This is a genomic window from Pseudomonas sp. zfem003 (genome assembly GCF_032621675.1).
Classification (GTDB): Bacteria; Pseudomonadota; Gammaproteobacteria; order Pseudomonadales; family Pseudomonadaceae; genus Metapseudomonas; species Metapseudomonas otitidis.
Genome location: NZ_JAVYJG010000003.1, coordinates 261,595 through 277,192 on the forward strand (window position 1 = coordinate 261,595; position 15,598 = coordinate 277,192).

Sequence of the window (15,598 nt, forward strand, 5' to 3'; positions counted from 1 at the left end):
GGCCTTCGCAGCGCTGGGTTTTACACCAGCGGGGCGGGGTGCGACAACTCTTCCCGCGCCTCTTCCAGGCGCCGGCGCAAGTGCCCGAGTTCACGGGATTTGAAGGCATGGCGGGTGCGTTCGAGCACCGCGATGGCCTCGTCCAGCAACAGGCGCAAACGGACCGCGTCGCTCAAGGACGCGTCATTGAGCCAGCGGCAAAGTGGAGCGCGGGAGCAGTCGGCAGCGTCCTCGACGACCTCGCAGACGATGCCCATGGCCGGCAGCATGTCGCGCAGCAGGCAGGCCAGCGCGGGGTCGTTGATGGCGACGAGCGGTGGTTCGGAGCGATCCATGGGCAGGGGCTTCAGGCTGATGGCAAAAGGCTACGCACTCTAGGCAGCGGCCCCTGGTCGAATATTGACCCGCGTCAGTCTGTCGCGATTCGCCATGACCGCTGGCCTGACCGGTCACTGCCGGCAGCCACGGGGGGCAGGTAGAGTGCCCGGCACAACGACAATGACAGGCGCCCTGCATGAACTACGACGCGAACCAGCAACTGGTGCTCGGCCTGGTGCTGGCGGTGATGATCTTCGGCGTGTCCCTGGAGCTGCGCACCGCGCAGTTCCTCGCCGTGCTCCGGCAACCGCAGCCGGTGCTGGCGGGCATGCTCGGGCAGTGCCTGATCCTGCCCTGGGCGACCCTCGGGGTGACGCTGCTGGTGGACCTGCACCCGGGCCTGGAGCTGGGCCTGCTGCTGGTGGCCTGCTGCCCCGGCGGCAACCTGTCCAACGTGATGACCCACCTGGCGCGGGGCAACACCGCGCTGTCGATGAGCATGACCGCGCTGTCCAGCCTGCTGGCGCTGGTGCTGCTGCCGTTCAACTTCGCCCTCACCAGCAGCCTCAACCCCGAGGGCGCGGCCTACCTGGCCGGGCGCCTGGATGCCTTGGCGATGGACCGCGGCGGCCTGCTGGTGAGCGTGTTGCTGCTACTCGGCCTGCCCCTGGCGCTGGGCATGCTGGTGGGCAATTTGTGGCCGCGCTGGGCGACCCGGGCGATGCCCTGGTTCAAGCGCTTCGCGCTGCTGGCCTTCGTGGTCTTCGTGGCGGGCGCGGTGGCCGGCAACTGGCGGCTGTTCGTCGACAACCTCGGGCTGGTGTTCTTCATCGTGGTGCTGCACAACGCCAGCGCCATCGTGCTCGGCTGGCTGATGGCGGTGCTGGCCCGCCAGCACGGCGCCAACCGCCGGGCCATGGTGATCGAGATCAGCATGCACAACTCCGGGCTGGCGCTGGGGCTGATCTTCGCCCAGTTCGGCGGTGAGCCGAACATGGCCCTGGTGGCGGCCTTCTGGGGCACCTGGCACCTGGTCAGCGGCCTGCTGCTGGTGGCGTACTGGCGCAACCGCCCGTTGCCCGAGGAGGTGCCGGCATGCGCGTCCTGATCACCGGCGGCGGCGGCTTCATCGGCCGGCAACTGGTGGAGGCCCTGGCCGCGCGCCACCCGGACTGGCCGCTGCTGGCCACCGACGTGCGCGAGTGGCCGGCACCCGAGGGCGTGGCCCGGGCCTGGCTCGACGTCAGCCAGGCCCGGGCGGTGCATGACTGCATCCGCGCCTGGCGCCCGGACGCCATCGTCCACCTGGCCTCGGTGGTGACGCCGCCGCCGGGCATGGACGAGGCCACCCTGCACGCCATCGACGTGGGCGGCACCCGCGCGGTGCTGGACGCCGCCATCGCGGCGGGCGTCGGGCAACTGGTGGTGACCAGCTCCGGCGCCGCCTACGGCTACCACCCCGACAACGCCGAGTGGATCGACGAGGACCAGCCCCTGCGCGGTCACGACGCCTTCGCCTACGCCCGCCACAAGCGCGAGGTGGAGCGGCTGCTGGCCGAGGCGCGCCGGGCGCACCCGCAGCTGCGCCAGCTGGTGCTGCGCCCCGGCACCATCCTCGGCCGGCAGGTGGACAACCAGATCACCGCGCTGTTCGAGAAGCCCAGCGTGCTCGGCGTGCGCGGGCACGACAGCCGCTTCGTGTTCATCTGGGACGAGGACGTGGTGGACATCCTCGTCCAGGGCCTGGAGCGCGGCAGCACCGGGCTCTACAACCTCGCCGGGGATGGCGCGCTGTCCCTGGCGGAGATCGCCGGGCTGCTGGGCAAGCCCTACCGGCCGCTGCCGGCGGGGCTGATCCGCCTGGTGCTGGGGCTGCTGCGGCCGCTGCGGCTGACCCGCTACGGGCCGGAGCAGCTGGACTTCCTGCGCTATCGGCCGGTGCTGGACAACCGGCGGCTGAAGGCAGTGTTCGGCTATGTGCCGAGGTACAGCAGCCGCGAGGCGTTCCTGGCCTTTCTCGCTGCCCGGGGCGGGCGCCGCTAGCGCCGCCTCGGCTACGCCTTTGCCACCTGGCGCCGGGCCTGGCGGTATTCGCCGGGGGTCATCCCGGTCCACTGGCGGAAGGCGCGGAAGAACACGCTGGGTTCGGAGTAGCCGAGCAGCAGGGCGATTTCGGCGATGGGCAGGTCGGCGTCCTGCAGGTGCCGCTCGGCCAGTTGCCGGCGGGTGTCGATCAGCAGGTGCTGGTAGCTGCTGCCTTCTTCAGCGAGGCGGCGCTGCAGGGTGCGTTCGCTGAGGCCGAGGGCGCTGGCCAGCGCTGCGCGGTCGGGTTCGCCATGGGCCAGCTGGGCACCCAGCAGGGCCACCACCCGCGCCCGCAGGCCTTCGCTGGGCAGGCGCGCGAGCAGGGCTTCGGCGTGCTGGCGCAGCACCGCCTGCAAGGGCGGGTTGGCCTGCTTGAGCGGGGCCTGGCGCAGGCTCAAGGGCAGCACCAGGGCGTAGTCGGCGGCGTCGAAGACCAGGGGGCAGCCGAAGCAGGCCTGGTAGGGCGCCAGGTCGGCCGGGGCCGGGTGCTGGAAGGTGGCGCGCAGCAGGCGCAGGTCGTCCAGCAGCGGGCGCATCAGCCCCACCCAGAAGGCCATCAGCGCCAGCACCCGTGGGCGGGTGGCGGGCGCATGCGGGTCGAGGGGGCGGTAGAGGGTCCAGAGCTCGTCGCCCCGGGCGTCCACCACCAGGGTGCCGCCCTCGCCCACCAGGCGCTGGTAGCGCAGTTCCGCTTCCAGGGCCTCGCCCAGGGTCGGGCTGCTCTGCAGCAGGTAGCCGAGCACGCTGAACTGCCCGGGGGCCAGGGCGCTGCCCAGGGCCAGGCCGGGTTCGGGGGTGTCGAGGTGACGGGCGATGCTGTGCCAGAGGGCTTCCTGCCGGGTGAAGGGGATGCGCGCGTCGGGGTCGTTGAGGTCGGCGTCGGCCAGGCCGCTGTCCTGCAATAGCGTGGCCCTGGGCAGGCCCAGGGCCACGGCGGCGTGCAGCACGGCCTGGGTCAGGCTGGCGCTGACCGAGGCGTGTCCGGAGGGGGTGGCAGGCGGGCTCATGGGCAGGATTCTGCCCAAGGCCGCGTCTGTCGGAAAGCGCTGTCAGCGGTGCGAGGTGATCTCCGGCGGGTAGGCCACTTCGACGTCGCGCTGCGGGTCGATGTCGTCTTCGTCCCGGGCGCTGAGCGGGGCCTCGGGGTTGTCCAGCACGGCGTAGGAGATGGCGCAGAACAACGAGTTGAGGCGCTTCATGTCGCTGATCAGGCCCAGGTGCAGGGCGCTGGTCTCCATGCTTTCCACCACCTGCTGGTGCAGCCGCTCCAGGTGCGCATGGGACAGCCGCCGCACCAGCACGCGGAAGCGCTGCTTGGCGCGGCGCAGGCGCTTGGCGTTCTCCTGGTCGCCGTTGAGGAACACCGAGAGGCTCAGGCGCAGGTTGTCCACCAGTTGCTGGTGCAGGTCGCCGATGTCGGCCAGGCCGGCGTCGGAGAAGGAGCGCTGCTGGGCGGTCTTCTTGTGCTGCACGTCGCCGAGCATGCGCTCGATCAGGTCGCCGGCCTGCTCCAGGTTGATGGTCAGCTCGATGATCTCGGCCCAGCGTCGGCTGTCGCGTTCGCTGAGGTCCTCGCGGGGCATGCGCGCCAGGTAGAGCTTGATGGCGGTGTAGAGGGCGTCGATGTCGTCGTCCAGGCGGTGGATCTCGCGGCCCAGGCTGGGGTCGGCACCGCGCATCAGCGCCAGCAGGTGGTTGAGCATCTGCTCGACGATGTCCCCCAGGCGCAGGGTCTCGCGCACGGCGTTGGCCAGGGCCAGGCTCGGCGTGTCCAGGGCGGTGGGGTCCAGGTGGCGCGGCCTCGCGACGTCGGTGGGCTGCTCGCGGTCAGGCAGCAGCCAGTCGCAGAAGCGCGCCATGTAGGGCGTCAGCGGCAGGAACAGCAGGCAGCGCACGCTGTTGTAGAGCACGTGGAAGGCGATCACCAGCTCGGCGGTGGAGAACGGCCAGGTGTCCAGCCAGTGGGCCAGCGGGCCCACCAGCGGCAGCACCAGCAGGGTGCCGGCGAGCTTGAACAGCAGGCTGCCCAGGGCCACCCGGCGACCGGCGGCGTTCTGCGAGGTGGCGCTGATCATCGCCAGGATGCCGCTGCCGACGTTGGCGCCGATCACCAGGCACAGCGCCACCTTGAGCGGGATCACCTTGGCCGCCGCCAGGGTGGCGCTGAGCAGCACCGCCGCCAGGCTGGAGTAGGTGATCATGGCGAACAGCGCGCCGGTGAGGGCGTCGAGCATCACGTCGCCGGTCAGCGAGGAGAACAGCACCTTCACCCCCTTGGCGGTGGTGATGGGCTCGGCAGCGGCGACGATCAGCTGCAGCGCGAGGATGATCAGCCCCAGGCCGATGGCCACCCGGCCCATCTGGCCGAGGCGGGTCTGCTTGCGCGAGAGGAACAGGATCACCCCGAAGAAGATCAGCAGCGGCGACAGCCACGACAGGTCGAAGGTCAGCACCCGCGCCATCAGCGCCGTGCCGACGTCGGCGCCGAGCATGATCGCCAGCCCCGAGGACAGCCCCATCAGCCCCTGGGCGACGAAGGATGTGACCAGCAGCGCCGTGGCGTTGCTGCTCTGCACCAGCGCGGTGACGCCGATGCCGGCGGCAAAGGCCAGCGGGGTGCGGCGCATGGCGTGGCCGAGCAGGCGCCGCAGGTCGCTGCCGTAGACCCGGAGGATGCCGGTCCGCACGATATGGGTCCCCCAGACCAGCAGGGCCACGGCGGAAAGCAGGTTGAGCAAGGTGAGCATCGGACCCCTCCTTCAAGAAGCCGGTCGCGCGCCGCCCCAATTGCCGGGCGGAGATCGCGACACGTTCCCGGGGCCCTGGCTGCCGCCATTCCCTGGCAGGACCAGGCCCCACAGACGAGGGCGCCGCGTGGCGGCGCCGTGACATCAGACTGTCACGCGATTGTCATGTTCCGAGGCGCATCGGGCCAGCCCCGCGCTGCGCGCATCCACCTCCCTGTAAGCCAGTTAAGTCGGCAATTCCTGTCCGCGCGCGGCGTCGCCCCCAATCGGGTCAACTGATACCCTGTGCGCTCCCGATCGACGCGGCCCGCCCATGCTCAACCTCTACCACGCCAACGACCTGGAAAGCCTCGGCGAGCTGGCCTGCGCCCTGCTCGCCCAGCCGCTGGCGGACCCGCTGGCCCCGGCCAAGGTGGTGGTGCCGAGCCAGGGCATGGGCCGCTGGCTGACTCTGCAACTGGCCCGCGCCCAGGGCATCGCCATGCAGCTCGACGTGCAGCTGCCGGCGCGCTTCGTCTGGGACCTCACCCGCCAGGTGCTGGGCGAACTGCCGCCGCAGTCGGCCTTCAACCCCACCACCCTGACCTGGCGCCTCTACGACTGGCTCTGCGAGCCCGCGCACCTGGAGCAGGCGCCGCGCCTGGCGCAGTACCTGGAGGGCGGGGACGAGCGCCGCCGCCTGACCCTGGCCGCACGCATCGCCGACGTCTTCGACCAGTACCTGCTCTACCGCGACGACTGGCTGGCCGCCTGGGAGCGCGGCGAGCTGCTCGGGCTCGGCCCCGACGAAGCCTGGCAGGCGCTGCTCTGGCAGGCCCTCACCGTCGACGGCCATCCCCACCGCGCGCGCCTGCTGGGCGACCTGCTGGCGCGGCTGCACGACCCGGCGCCCCTGGCCGGGCTGCCCGAGCGCCTGGTGGTGTTCGGCATCAGCAGCCTGCCGCCGCACCACATGCGTGTGCTGGAAGGGCTGGCACGGCACTGCGAGGTCATCCTCTTCGCCCTCAACCCCTGCCGCGAAGCCTGGGGCGACATCCGCGACATCCGCGAGCTGGCCGCCCTGCCGGAGCCGGGCATCGACGACTGGTACCTGGACGTCGGCCACCCGCTGCTGGCCAGCCTCGGCAAGCAGGGGCGCGACTTCTTCGACGCCCTGTTCACCCTCGGCGGGCAGGACTTCGGCATCTACGCCGAGGACGACGGCCTGGACGACAGCAGCCTGCTGCGCGCCATCCAGAACGACATCCTGCGGCTGCGCACCCGCCACGCCGACGAGCGCCTGGCGCTGCGCCCGGACGACCGCTCGCTGGAGGTGCACGTCTGCCACTCGCCGCTGCGGGAAGTGGAGGTGCTGCACGACCAGCTGCTGGCCCGCTTCGCCGCCGACCCCGGGCTGACCCCCGACCAGGTGGTGGTGCTGACCCCCGACATCGAGCGTTACGCCCCCTACATCGAAGCGGTGTTCGCCCCCCGCGAGGGCGTGCCGCGCATCCCCTACAGCCTGGCCGACCGCAGCCTGCGTGCCGAGCTGCCGCTGGTGGAGGCCTTCCTCGCCCTGCTGGAGCTGCCCCAGAGCCGCTTCGCCGCCGAGGAACTATTGGCCTGGCTGGAGCTGCCGGCCCTGGCGGCCCGCGCCGGCATCGACGCCGATGACCTGCCGCTGATCCGCGACTGGCTGCGCGAAGCCGGCGTGCGCTGGGGCCGTGATGCCCGCCACCGTGTGCGCCTGGGCCTGCCCGAGGACGACGCCTTCAGCTGGCGCCAGGGCCTGGAACGCCTGGTACTGGGCTTCGCCGCCCCGCCCCGGCTGGCCGGCGAGGCCCCGCCGCTGCTGGGGGACAGCTGGCCGCTGGATGCCCTCGAAGGCGCCCGCGCGCAACTGCTCGGCCGCCTGGCCGGCTTCATCCAGCGCCTCGGCGTGCTCGCCGACGACCTGGCCCGGCCGCGCCCGCTGGCGGACTGGGCCGAGACCCTGCAGGGGCTGATCGACCAGCTGTTCGACGAACGCGAGGCCGGCGAGACCCTGCTGCTGCTGTCCCAGGCCTGCGGCGAACTGCGCAAGCAGGGCGAGGCCGCGCTGATCACCCGCCCGGTGGAGCTGGCCCTGGTGCGCCAGCAACTGGTGGCCGCGCTGGATGCCGGCGGCGGCGCCTCGGGCTTCCTCACCGGCGCCGTGACCTTCTGCACCATGGTGCCCATGCGCAGCCTGCCGTTCCGCCTGGTGTGCCTGCTCGGCCTGGACGACGGCGCCTTCCCCCGGCGCACCCCCGCCGCCGGTTTCGACCTGATCACCCGCCGGCCGCGCCGGGGCGACCGCGCCCGGCGCCTGGACGACCGCTACCTGCTGCTGGAAACCCTGCAGTCGGCTCGCGACGGCCTCTACATCAGCTACGTCGGCCGCGACCCGCGGGACAACGCCTCGCTGCCGCCCTCGGTGCTGGTCAGCGAGCTGCTGGAGACCGTCGACCTCACCGCCCACGCCGACGGCGCCCCCGCCAGCCAGCGGGTGCTGGTCAACCACCCGCTGCAGCCCTTCGCCCCCGGCAACTTCGCTGGCGGCGTCCACCGTGGCTACGCCGCCCCTTGGTTCCGCGCCGCCCAGCGCCTGGCCGGCGAACCGCAGCCGGCCGCCGCGCCCTTCGCCGAGCTGCTGCCGGCGCCCGACGCCGACTGGCTGACCCTGGAACCCTCGATGCTGGTGCAGTGCTTCCGCCACCCGGCGCGCTTCCTGCTGGAGCAGCGCCTCGGCCTGCACCTGGCCGAGCCCGAGGAAGCCCTCGCCAGCGACGAGCCCTTCGCCCTCGAAGGCCCCGCCTGGCGCGGCCTGCGCCAGCTCGCCCTGGACGCCGTCGAGCGCGGCTGGTCCGAGGCCGACGAGCGCCGCATCGCCCGCGCCGCCGGCTGGCTGCCCAGCGGCGAACTCGGCCACGCCCTGTGGGGTCAACTGCGCGGCCCGGTGCGTGCCTTCGCCCCCCGGCTGTTCGACGCCCGTCCGGAGAGCGCGCCGCAACCACTGCTGGTGGACCTGGAACTGGCCGGCGTGCGCATCCACGGCTGGCTCGACGGCGTGACCGAAGACGGCCTGTTCGGCTGGCGCCTGAACCGCCTCGGCGAATGGGAGCTGGCGCCCTTCTGGCTGCGCCACCTGCTGCTGAACATCGCCGCGCCCCCCGGCATCGCCCGGGAGAGCCGCCTGCTGTCGCCGGCCGGGGACTGGCAGGCCGGCCCCCTGGCCAACGCCCGGCAATTGCTGGAGCCCTGGCTGGTGGCTTACCGCGAGGCCCTCTGCACCCCGCTGCCGCTGATCACCAAGGCCAGCCACGGCTTCGCCCACGGCCTGCGCAAGCCCGGGCGCAAGGAGCCCCTGGAAGCGGCCCGCAGCAAGGCGCGCCTGGCCTGGGAAGGCCTCGACTTCGGCCCCCGTGGCGAATCCCAGGACCCCTGGTACGCCCTCGCCTTCCGCGACCGCGACCCCCTGGACGCACGCTTCGAAACCCTCGCCGAGACGCTGCTCGGCCCGGCCCTGGATGCCCTGGCCGATGACGGCGAGGAGGACGCATGAGCCTCGACCTGCTCGACTCCCCCTTCGACGGCCGCAGCCTGATCGAGGCCAGCGCCGGCACCGGCAAGACCTGGACCCTGACCGCGCTCTACGCCCGCCTGCTGCTGGAGCGCCAGCTCGGCGTCGGGCAGATCCTGGTGGTCACCTACACCACCGCCGCCACCGCCGAACTGCGCGAGCGCATCCGCGCGCGCCTGGCGGCGCTGCTGGCCATGTACGAGGGCGGCCCCGCGCCGGACCCGGTGCTGGCCGGGCTGCATGCCCACTACCCGGGCGAGGACGCCCACCGCCGCCTGCTGCTGGCGGTGCACGGTTTCGACGAGGCGGCCATCTTCACCATCCACGGCTTCTGCCAGCGCGCCCTGCAGGACGCGGCCTTCGAGGCCGGCGGGGATTTCGACAGCGAACTGGCGGCCGACGACCGCGACGTGCTGGACGCCCTGCTCGCCGACCTCTGGCGGGCCGAACTGGCCGCCGCCGAGCCGGCTTGGGCGCGCTTCCTGGCGCAGAAGCGGCTGACCCCGGCCAGCCTGCGCCAGCGCTTGCGCGGGCACCTGGGCAAGCCCTACCTGCGCATCGAGCCCCGCGACGCCGCCCCGGGCGACCTGGCCCCGGCCTGCGACGCCTGGGAACACGCCCGCAGCCTGTGGCTGCGCGACGCGGCCAGCTGCCTGGCCGAGCTGGCGGCCTTCGACGGGCTCAACAAGCGCAGCTACGACGCGGCCAAGTTCGCCCTCTGGCACAGCGAGCTGGACGCCTACTTCGCCGACCCGGCGGCGCTCTTCGCCCCGCCGGCAGGGCTGGAGAAGCTCGCCCGCGAGGCGCTGGCCAAGGGCTGCAAGAAGGGTTTCGACCTGCCGGATTACCCGCTCTGCTCGGCCCTGCAAGGCCTGGTGGACGCGCTGGAGGCGGCCAAACCGGCCGGCGAGGCACGGCTGATCGCCCTGCAGGTGCGCCTGCTCGACACCCTCAACCGCGAGCTGCCCCAGCGCAAGGCGGCCCAGCGCCTGCTGGCCTTCGACGACCTGCTCAACCGCCTCGAGGAGGCACTGCAGGGCGAGGCCGGCAATGCCCTGGCCGCCGCCCTGCGCGAGCGCTACCCGGTGGCGCTGATCGACGAATTCCAGGACACCGACCCGGTGCAGTACGCCATCTTCCGCCGCGTCTACCCGGGCGGCGAAGCCGGTGGCGACCTGTGCTTCGTCGGTGACCCCAAGCAGGCCATCTACGCCTTCCGTGGCGCGGACCTGGCCACCTACCTCAAGGCCCGCGACGAGGCCGCCCGGCAATACAGCCTGGCCACCAACCACCGCTCCGTGCCACGCCTGATCGCCGCGCTGAACCGGGTCTTCGACCGCCCCCGCCCGTTCGCCGAGCCGGGGCTGGACTACCCGCCGGTGGGCGCCAGCGACAAGCCGCGCCCGCAGCTGGTGCTGCCCGAGGGCGGCGCCCCGCTGGAGCTGGTGTGGCTGGGGGACGAGCCCCTCGGCAAGGGCGAAGCCGGTCGCGCGGTGGCCATCGACACCGCGCGCCGCATTGCCGCCCTGCTGGCCGCCAGCGGCGCCGGCCAGGCCTACTTCGAGGCCGACGGCGTGCGCACCCCGCTACGCGGCGGCGACTTCGCCGTGCTGGTGGCCAGCCACCGTCAGGCTGGCGACGTGGCCGCCGAGCTGGCCACCCGTGGCGTGCCCAGCGTGCGCCGTGGCCGCGACAGCGTCTGGCACAGCGAAGAGGCCGCCGAACTGGCCGCCGTGCTCGCCGCCTACGCCGAGCCGGGGCGCGAGGGCGTGCTGCGCTATGCCCTCTCCACCCGCCTGCTGGGCCGCGACGCCCAGGCCCTGGCCCGCTGCCAGGACGACGAGCACGCCTGGGACGAGGAACGCGAACGCGCCGAGCGCTACCACCAGCTGTGGCAGCAGCACGGCTTCATGCGCGCCTTCCGCGCCTGGCTCGACGAGCAGGCGGTGGCCGAGCGGCTGATCGCCCTGCCCGACGGCGAGCGGCGCCTGACCAACCTGCTGCACCTGGCCGAACTGCTCCAGGCCGAGAGCTTGTTGCGCCCCGGCCTGGAGCCGCTGCTGGCCTGGTTCATCGCCCAGTGCCGGGCCGAGAGCCACGGCGATGACGCCCTGCTGCGCCTGGAAAGCGATGCCGAGCGGGTGCAGATCGTCACCGTGCACACCTCCAAGGGCCTGGAATACCCGCTGGTGTTCTGCCCCTACCTGTGGGACAGCGCGCTGCTGCGCCGCGACGAAGACATCACCTGCCACGCCGAGGACGGCACCCCGCTGCTGGACCTGGGCGGCCCCGAGCTGGAAGCCCACCGCGAGCGCGCCCGTCGCGAGCGCTTCGCCGAACGCCTGCGCCTGGCCTACGTGGCCCTCACCCGCCCCCGCGACCGCCTCTGGCTGCACTGGGGCCCGGTGGCGGTGCCCAAGCCGAAGAAGGACGGTGGCCTGCCCGATGACGGGCTGCACACCAGCGCCCTGGCCTGGCTGCTGCACGGCCGCACCCTGCCCGGCGACGCGCCCCTGGACGAACTGGCCGGCCACCTGGCGGCCCTGGAAGGTCCCGGCCTGCGCCAGGAGCTGGAGGCCCTGGCCGCCGACAGCGCGGGCGACATCGCCGTGGTGCCCCTGCGCGAGGCCGAGGCCAGCGCCCAGGGCGAGCACCGCGCCCCGCCGCCGACGGCCCTGGCGCAGCTGCAGCGCACCCTGCACAGCGCCTGGCGGGTCGGCAGCTTCTCCGGCCTGGCGGCCGGCATGCACATGGAGGCGCCGGACCGCGACGCCTTCTTCGTGCCGCCGGCCACCGACCCGGGCAGCGGCTTCCACGCCTTCCCGCGCGGCGCCCGGGCGGGCACCTGCCTGCACGCCATCCTCGAGGACTGGGTGCGCGGCGAGGGCGAGCTGGCCGCGCTGGTGGACACCCACCTCAAGGGCCACGGCCTGCCGCTGGAATGGGCCGAGACCGCGACCCTGCACCTGCGCCAGGTGCTGGACACCGACCTCGACGGCGCCGGCCTGACCCTGGCCGGGCTCGACCCGGCGCGGCGCCTGCCGGAACTCGGCTTCACCTTCCCGGTGCGCCAGCTCGACCTGCACGGCCTGCGCGCGGTGCTGGCGGACCCGGCCCACGGCCTGCCGGCGCCCATGCGTGCGGCGGCCGAGCGCCTGGAGTTCGACACCCTCAACGGCTTCATGAAGGGCTTCATCGACCTCACCTTCGAACACCGGGGGCGCTGGTACATCGCCGACTACAAGTCCAACTGGCTGGGTCCCGACGCCAGCTACTACGGCGGCGAACGCCTGGAGCAGGCCATCGCCGCCGAGCATTACCACCTGCAGTACCTGATCTACCTGGTGGCGCTGCGGCGCTTCCTGCGCCAGCGCCTGGACGGCTTCGGCCCGGACGGGCTGGGCGGCGCCTACTACCTGTTCCTGCGCGGCATGCCCGACGCCGGGGTTTACTTCCACCGCCCGGACGACGCGCTGCTGGACGCGCTGGACCGGCTGTTCGAGGAGGGCCACCCGTGACGCCTGCCGACCTGCCCCTGGGGCCGCTGGAGCGCTTCTTCGCCGACAGCCTGCTGCACCTGGAGCCCGACGCGCCGCTGCCGGTGCTGGTGGCCGGGGTGCTCTGCTGCCAGGCCCTGGCGGCGGGCGACGTGTGCCTGCCCCTGGCGCGCCTGGCCGGCCAGCGGGTGTTCGACGAGGGCATCGAGGGCTTCGACCTGCCGCCCCTGGACACCTGGCGGGCACAGCTGGCGGCCTCGCCGCTGGTGGCCACGGCCGGCGGTTACGCGCCGCTCACCCTGGACGGCGACCGCCTCTACCTCAGCCGCTACCACGCCTACGAGGCGCGCCTGGCCGAGGCCCTGCTGGGGCTGGCCACGGCCCGCCCGCCGGTGGACGAGGCGCAGCTGGGCGAGTCCCTGGCGCGGCTGTTCGCCCGCAACACCCAGTCGCCGGACTGGCAGCGGCTGGCCGCCGCCCAGGCGGTGCGGCGCAACCTGGCGGTGATCTCCGGCGGCCCCGGCACCGGCAAGACCACCACCGTGGTGCGCCTGCTGGCGTCCCTGCTGGAGCAGCCCGGCGGCGAGCGCCTGGCCATCGGCCTGGCAGCCCCCACCGGCAAGGCGGCGGCACGCATGGCCGAGGCGATCCGCAATGCCAAGGCCGACCTGCCGGTGAGCGACGCGGTGAAGAATCTGTTGCCGGAGGAGGCGCGCACCCTGCACCGCCTGCTCGGCAGCCACGGTGACAGCCCCCGGGTGCGCCACCACGCCGAGAACCCGCTGCCGCTGGACGTGCTGGTGGTGGACGAGGCCTCGATGGTGGACCTGGCGTTGATGGCCAAGCTGGTGGACGCGCTGCCCCCGGGTGCGCGGCTGATCCTGCTGGGGGACAAGGACCAGCTGGCGGCGGTGGAGGCCGGCGCGGTGTTCGCCGAACTCTGCGAGGGCCGGGGCCTGGACGCCACGGCGGCGGCCGAGCTGGAGCGCATCACCGGCCAGCCGGTGCCGACGGAGACGCCCACCTCGCGCCTGGGGGATTCGGTGGTGCTGCTGACCCACAGCCACCGCTTCGCCGGGGACAGCGGCATCGGTGAGCTGGCGCGGCGGATCAACGCCGGCGACGCCCGCGGCACCCTGGCGCTGCTGCGTGAGGGCCGCGCCGACCTGGCCTGGAACGCCGGGCCGCTGCAGGTCGCGCTGCTGGAGCGCCTGGATGCGGGCTACGCCCCCTTCATCAGTGCGGCGCGCCGGGGCGACCCGACGGCCGCCTTCGCGGCCTTCGCTGAGTTCCGCGCCCTCACCGCCCAGCGCGAGGGGCCCTGGGGCGTGGCCGGGATCAACGAGGCGCTGGAGGCGCGCATCAAGCGCCGCCTGGGCATCGCCAGCCGCGAGCGCTGGTACCCGGGGCGGGCGGTGATGGTGCGGCAGAACGACTACGCGCTGGGGCTGTTCAACGGCGACGTCGGCATCTGCCTGCCGACGCCCCATGGGCTGCGGGTGTTCTTCGAGGGCGAGGACGGCCACCGGCCCTTCTCCCCGGCCCGCCTGCCCAGCCACGACAGCGCCTTCGCCATGACGGTGCACAAGAGCCAGGGCTCGGAGTTCCGCGAGGTGCTGCTGGTGCTGCCGGAGCAGCCGAGCCCGCTGCTCAGCCGCTCGCTGTTCTACACCGGCATCACCCGCGCCCGGCAGCGGGTGGAGATCTGGGGCCTGCCCCAGCGCCTGGCCGAGGCGGTGAGCACCCGCGCCGAGCGGGCGGCGGGCCTGGCCGAGCGCCTGGCCCGTGAGCCGCAGCCGGCGGCGCCCCCCTCAGCCGCACCCGCTCCGGCGGCACCGGTTGTACAGGTGCCGCCGGCCGGGGGGCAGTTGGATTTGTTCTAGGGGGTTGGCGCGGTGGGCTGAAGCCCACCCTACGCCCTCTACGGCGCACCCTGCTCCTGGGCGGGAACGAGAACGGGGCCCGTGGGCCCCGTTGTCATGACGCGGTGGATCAGTCGATCCGCAGGACCTTGGCGAGGACGATCTTCGGGCCCTTCATCTTCTTGACGATGATGCGCAGGCCTTCGGTCTCCAGCACTTCTTCCTCTTCGGGAACCCGGTTGAGGCTGTCGTAGATCAGCCCGGCCAGGGTGTCGGCCTCGACATGGTCGAGGTCGATGCCGAGCAGGCGCTCGACCTTGAACAGCGGGGTGTCGCCGCGTACCAGCAGCTTGCCGGGCTGGTAGGCGAGCACGCCGCGCTCGGTCTTTCGGTGTTCGTCCTGGATGTCGCCGACCAGCACTTCGAGCACGTCTTCCATGGTCAGGAAGCCGACCACCTTGCCGTCGGCCTCTTCGACCAGGGCGAAGTGCGCGCCGCCCTGGCGGAACTGCTCCAGCAGGCGTGGCAGAGGCATGTGCTTGCTGACGCGTTCCACCGGGCGGGTGAGTTCGGCGAGGTCGAAGGACTCGGGCAGGCTGTCCAGGGCGGACAGGGCCAGGAGCAGGTCCTTGATGTGCAGGATGCCGATGAACTCGCCCTTGCGGTCGTCGTAGACCGGGTAGCGGCTGTACTTGTGGCGGCGGATGACGCCGAGGATGTCGGACAGCGGGGCGTCGTGCTCCAGGTAGATCAGGTCTTCCCTGGAGTTGGCCCAGTCCACTACTTCCAGTTCGCCCATCTCGACGGCGGAGGCGAGCACGCGCATGTCCTGGTCGCTGGGGTCGCGGGCGCGGCTGGAGTGCAGGATCAGCTTGAGCTCGTCACGGCTGTAGTGGTGCTCGTGGTGCGGGCCGGGCTCGCCCTGGCCGGCGATGCGCAGGATGGTGTTGGCGCTGGCGTTGAGCAGCCAGATGGCCGGGTACATGAGCCAGTAGAAGAGGTACAGCGGCACCGCCGTCCACAGCGACAGCAGCTCGGGCTTGCGGATGGCCCAGGACTTGGGCGCCAGCTCGCCGACCACGATGTGCAGGTAGGAAATGATGAAGAAGGCGGTGAAGAAGGAGATGCCGTGGAGCAGCTTCTCCGACTCCACGCCGACGGCGCTGAGCAGCGGGCCGAGCAAGTGGGCGAAGGCCGGCTCGCCGACCCAGCCGAGGCCGAGGGAGGCCAGGGTGATGCCCAACTGGCAGGCGGAGAGGTAGGCGTCCAGCTGGTTGTGCACGGTGCGCAGGATGCCGCCGCGCCAGCCGTGCTGGTCGGCGATGGATTCCACGCGGGTGGCGCGCAGTTTGACCATGGCGAACTCGGCGGCGACGAAGAAACCGTTGAGCAGCACGAGGAAGAGGGCGAACAGGACGAGGCCGAAATCGGCGAAATAGCTGGAGAAGGTGGAGCTTGTGGAAGGGTCCATTAGGGGTCAGGGCTGGCGAATGATCGGCTAAGGGTGAA

Annotated in this window: 9 protein-coding genes; 5 read left to right on the forward strand and 4 right to left on the reverse strand. The window is 72.6% G+C overall.

The window, feature by feature from the left end; translation table 11 throughout:
• Positions 1-20: 20 nt before the first annotated feature.
• Complete coding sequence (locus RTK35_RS07375; protein WP_316907710.1) at positions 21-335, reverse strand: hypothetical protein; 315 nt, start codon at positions 333-335, stop codon at positions 21-23.
• A 179-nt stretch (positions 336-514) separates the two neighbouring features.
• On the opposite strand from RTK35_RS07375, the gene RTK35_RS07380 reads away from it, so the two are divergent.
• Both RTK35_RS07380 and RTK35_RS07385 read left to right on the forward strand, forming a co-directional pair.
• Positions 515-1,426: a bile acid:sodium symporter family protein gene (locus RTK35_RS07380; protein ID WP_044401433.1), complete on the forward strand. Its 912-nt coding sequence runs from the start codon at positions 515-517 to the stop codon at positions 1,424-1,426.
• A complete protein-coding gene (locus RTK35_RS07385; protein ID WP_074966914.1) occupies positions 1,414-2,361 on the forward strand; it encodes an SDR family oxidoreductase in 948 nt (315 codons plus the stop codon). Before RTK35_RS07380 ends, RTK35_RS07385 begins: the two co-directional genes overlap by 13 nt.
• Before the next feature lie 11 nt (positions 2,362-2,372).
• Here the strand turns inward: RTK35_RS07385 and RTK35_RS07390 are convergent, their stop codons facing one another.
• Both RTK35_RS07390 and RTK35_RS07395 read right to left on the reverse strand, forming a co-directional pair.
• Entirely contained in the window at positions 2,373-3,410 is a 1,038-nt protein-coding gene (locus tag RTK35_RS07390; protein WP_316907711.1) for an AraC family transcriptional regulator, read from the reverse strand.
• Between the two features lie 42 nt (positions 3,411-3,452).
• Positions 3,453-5,150, reverse strand: coding sequence for a Na/Pi cotransporter family protein (locus RTK35_RS07395; protein WP_316907712.1), 1,698 nt, complete (start codon positions 5,148-5,150; stop codon positions 3,453-3,455).
• Positions 5,151-5,463: 313 nt separating this feature from the next.
• Between RTK35_RS07395 and recC the strand changes: the two genes are divergently transcribed.
• From recC to recD, 3 genes are read left to right on the forward strand one after another with little or no spacing between them, the layout of a single operon-like run.
• Entirely contained in the window at positions 5,464-8,712 is a 3,249-nt protein-coding gene (gene recC, locus RTK35_RS07400; protein ID WP_316907713.1) for an exodeoxyribonuclease V subunit gamma, read from the forward strand.
• Complete coding sequence (gene recB, locus RTK35_RS07405) at positions 8,709-12,248, forward strand: exodeoxyribonuclease V subunit beta (RefSeq protein ID WP_316907714.1); 3,540 nt, start codon at positions 8,709-8,711, stop codon at positions 12,246-12,248. The genes recC and recB overlap by 4 nt, the downstream gene beginning before the upstream one ends.
• On the forward strand, positions 12,245-14,110 hold the full coding sequence (recD, locus tag RTK35_RS07410) for an exodeoxyribonuclease V subunit alpha (RefSeq protein WP_222900651.1): 1,866 nt from the start codon (positions 12,245-12,247) through the stop codon (positions 14,108-14,110). The genes recB and recD overlap by 4 nt, the downstream gene beginning before the upstream one ends.
• Positions 14,111-14,219: 109 nt before the next feature.
• On the opposite strand, the gene RTK35_RS07415 is transcribed toward recD, so the two are convergent.
• Positions 14,220-15,560 carry a hemolysin family protein gene (locus tag RTK35_RS07415; RefSeq protein WP_222900652.1) on the reverse strand — a complete coding sequence of 447 codons (1,341 nt, stop codon included), beginning with the start codon at positions 15,558-15,560 and terminating at the stop codon, positions 14,220-14,222.
• Between the last annotated feature and the right edge of the window lie 38 nt (positions 15,561-15,598).

Bases quoted from the DNA above. Each gene is read 5' to 3' on its own strand.
- RTK35_RS07385 (WP_074966914.1), top strand. From the start codon at position 1,414: ATGCGCGTCCTGATCACCGGCGGCGGCGGCTTCATCGGCCGGCAACTG.
- RTK35_RS07380 (WP_044401433.1), top strand. From the start codon at position 515: ATGAACTACGACGCGAACCAGCAACTGGTGCTCGGCCTGGTGCTGGCG.
- RTK35_RS07390 (WP_316907711.1), bottom strand. From the start codon at position 3,410: ATGAGCCCGCCTGCCACCCCCTCCGGACACGCCTCGGTCAGCGCCAGC.
- RTK35_RS07395 (WP_316907712.1), bottom strand. From the start codon at position 5,150: ATGCTCACCTTGCTCAACCTGCTTTCCGCCGTGGCCCTGCTGGTCTGG.
- recC (WP_316907713.1), top strand. From the start codon at position 5,464: ATGCTCAACCTCTACCACGCCAACGACCTGGAAAGCCTCGGCGAGCTG.
- RTK35_RS07415 (WP_222900652.1), bottom strand. From the start codon at position 15,560: ATGGACCCTTCCACAAGCTCCACCTTCTCCAGCTATTTCGCCGATTTC.
- RTK35_RS07375 (WP_316907710.1), bottom strand. From the start codon at position 335: ATGGATCGCTCCGAACCACCGCTCGTCGCCATCAACGACCCCGCGCTG.
- recB (WP_316907714.1), top strand. From the start codon at position 8,709: ATGAGCCTCGACCTGCTCGACTCCCCCTTCGACGGCCGCAGCCTGATC.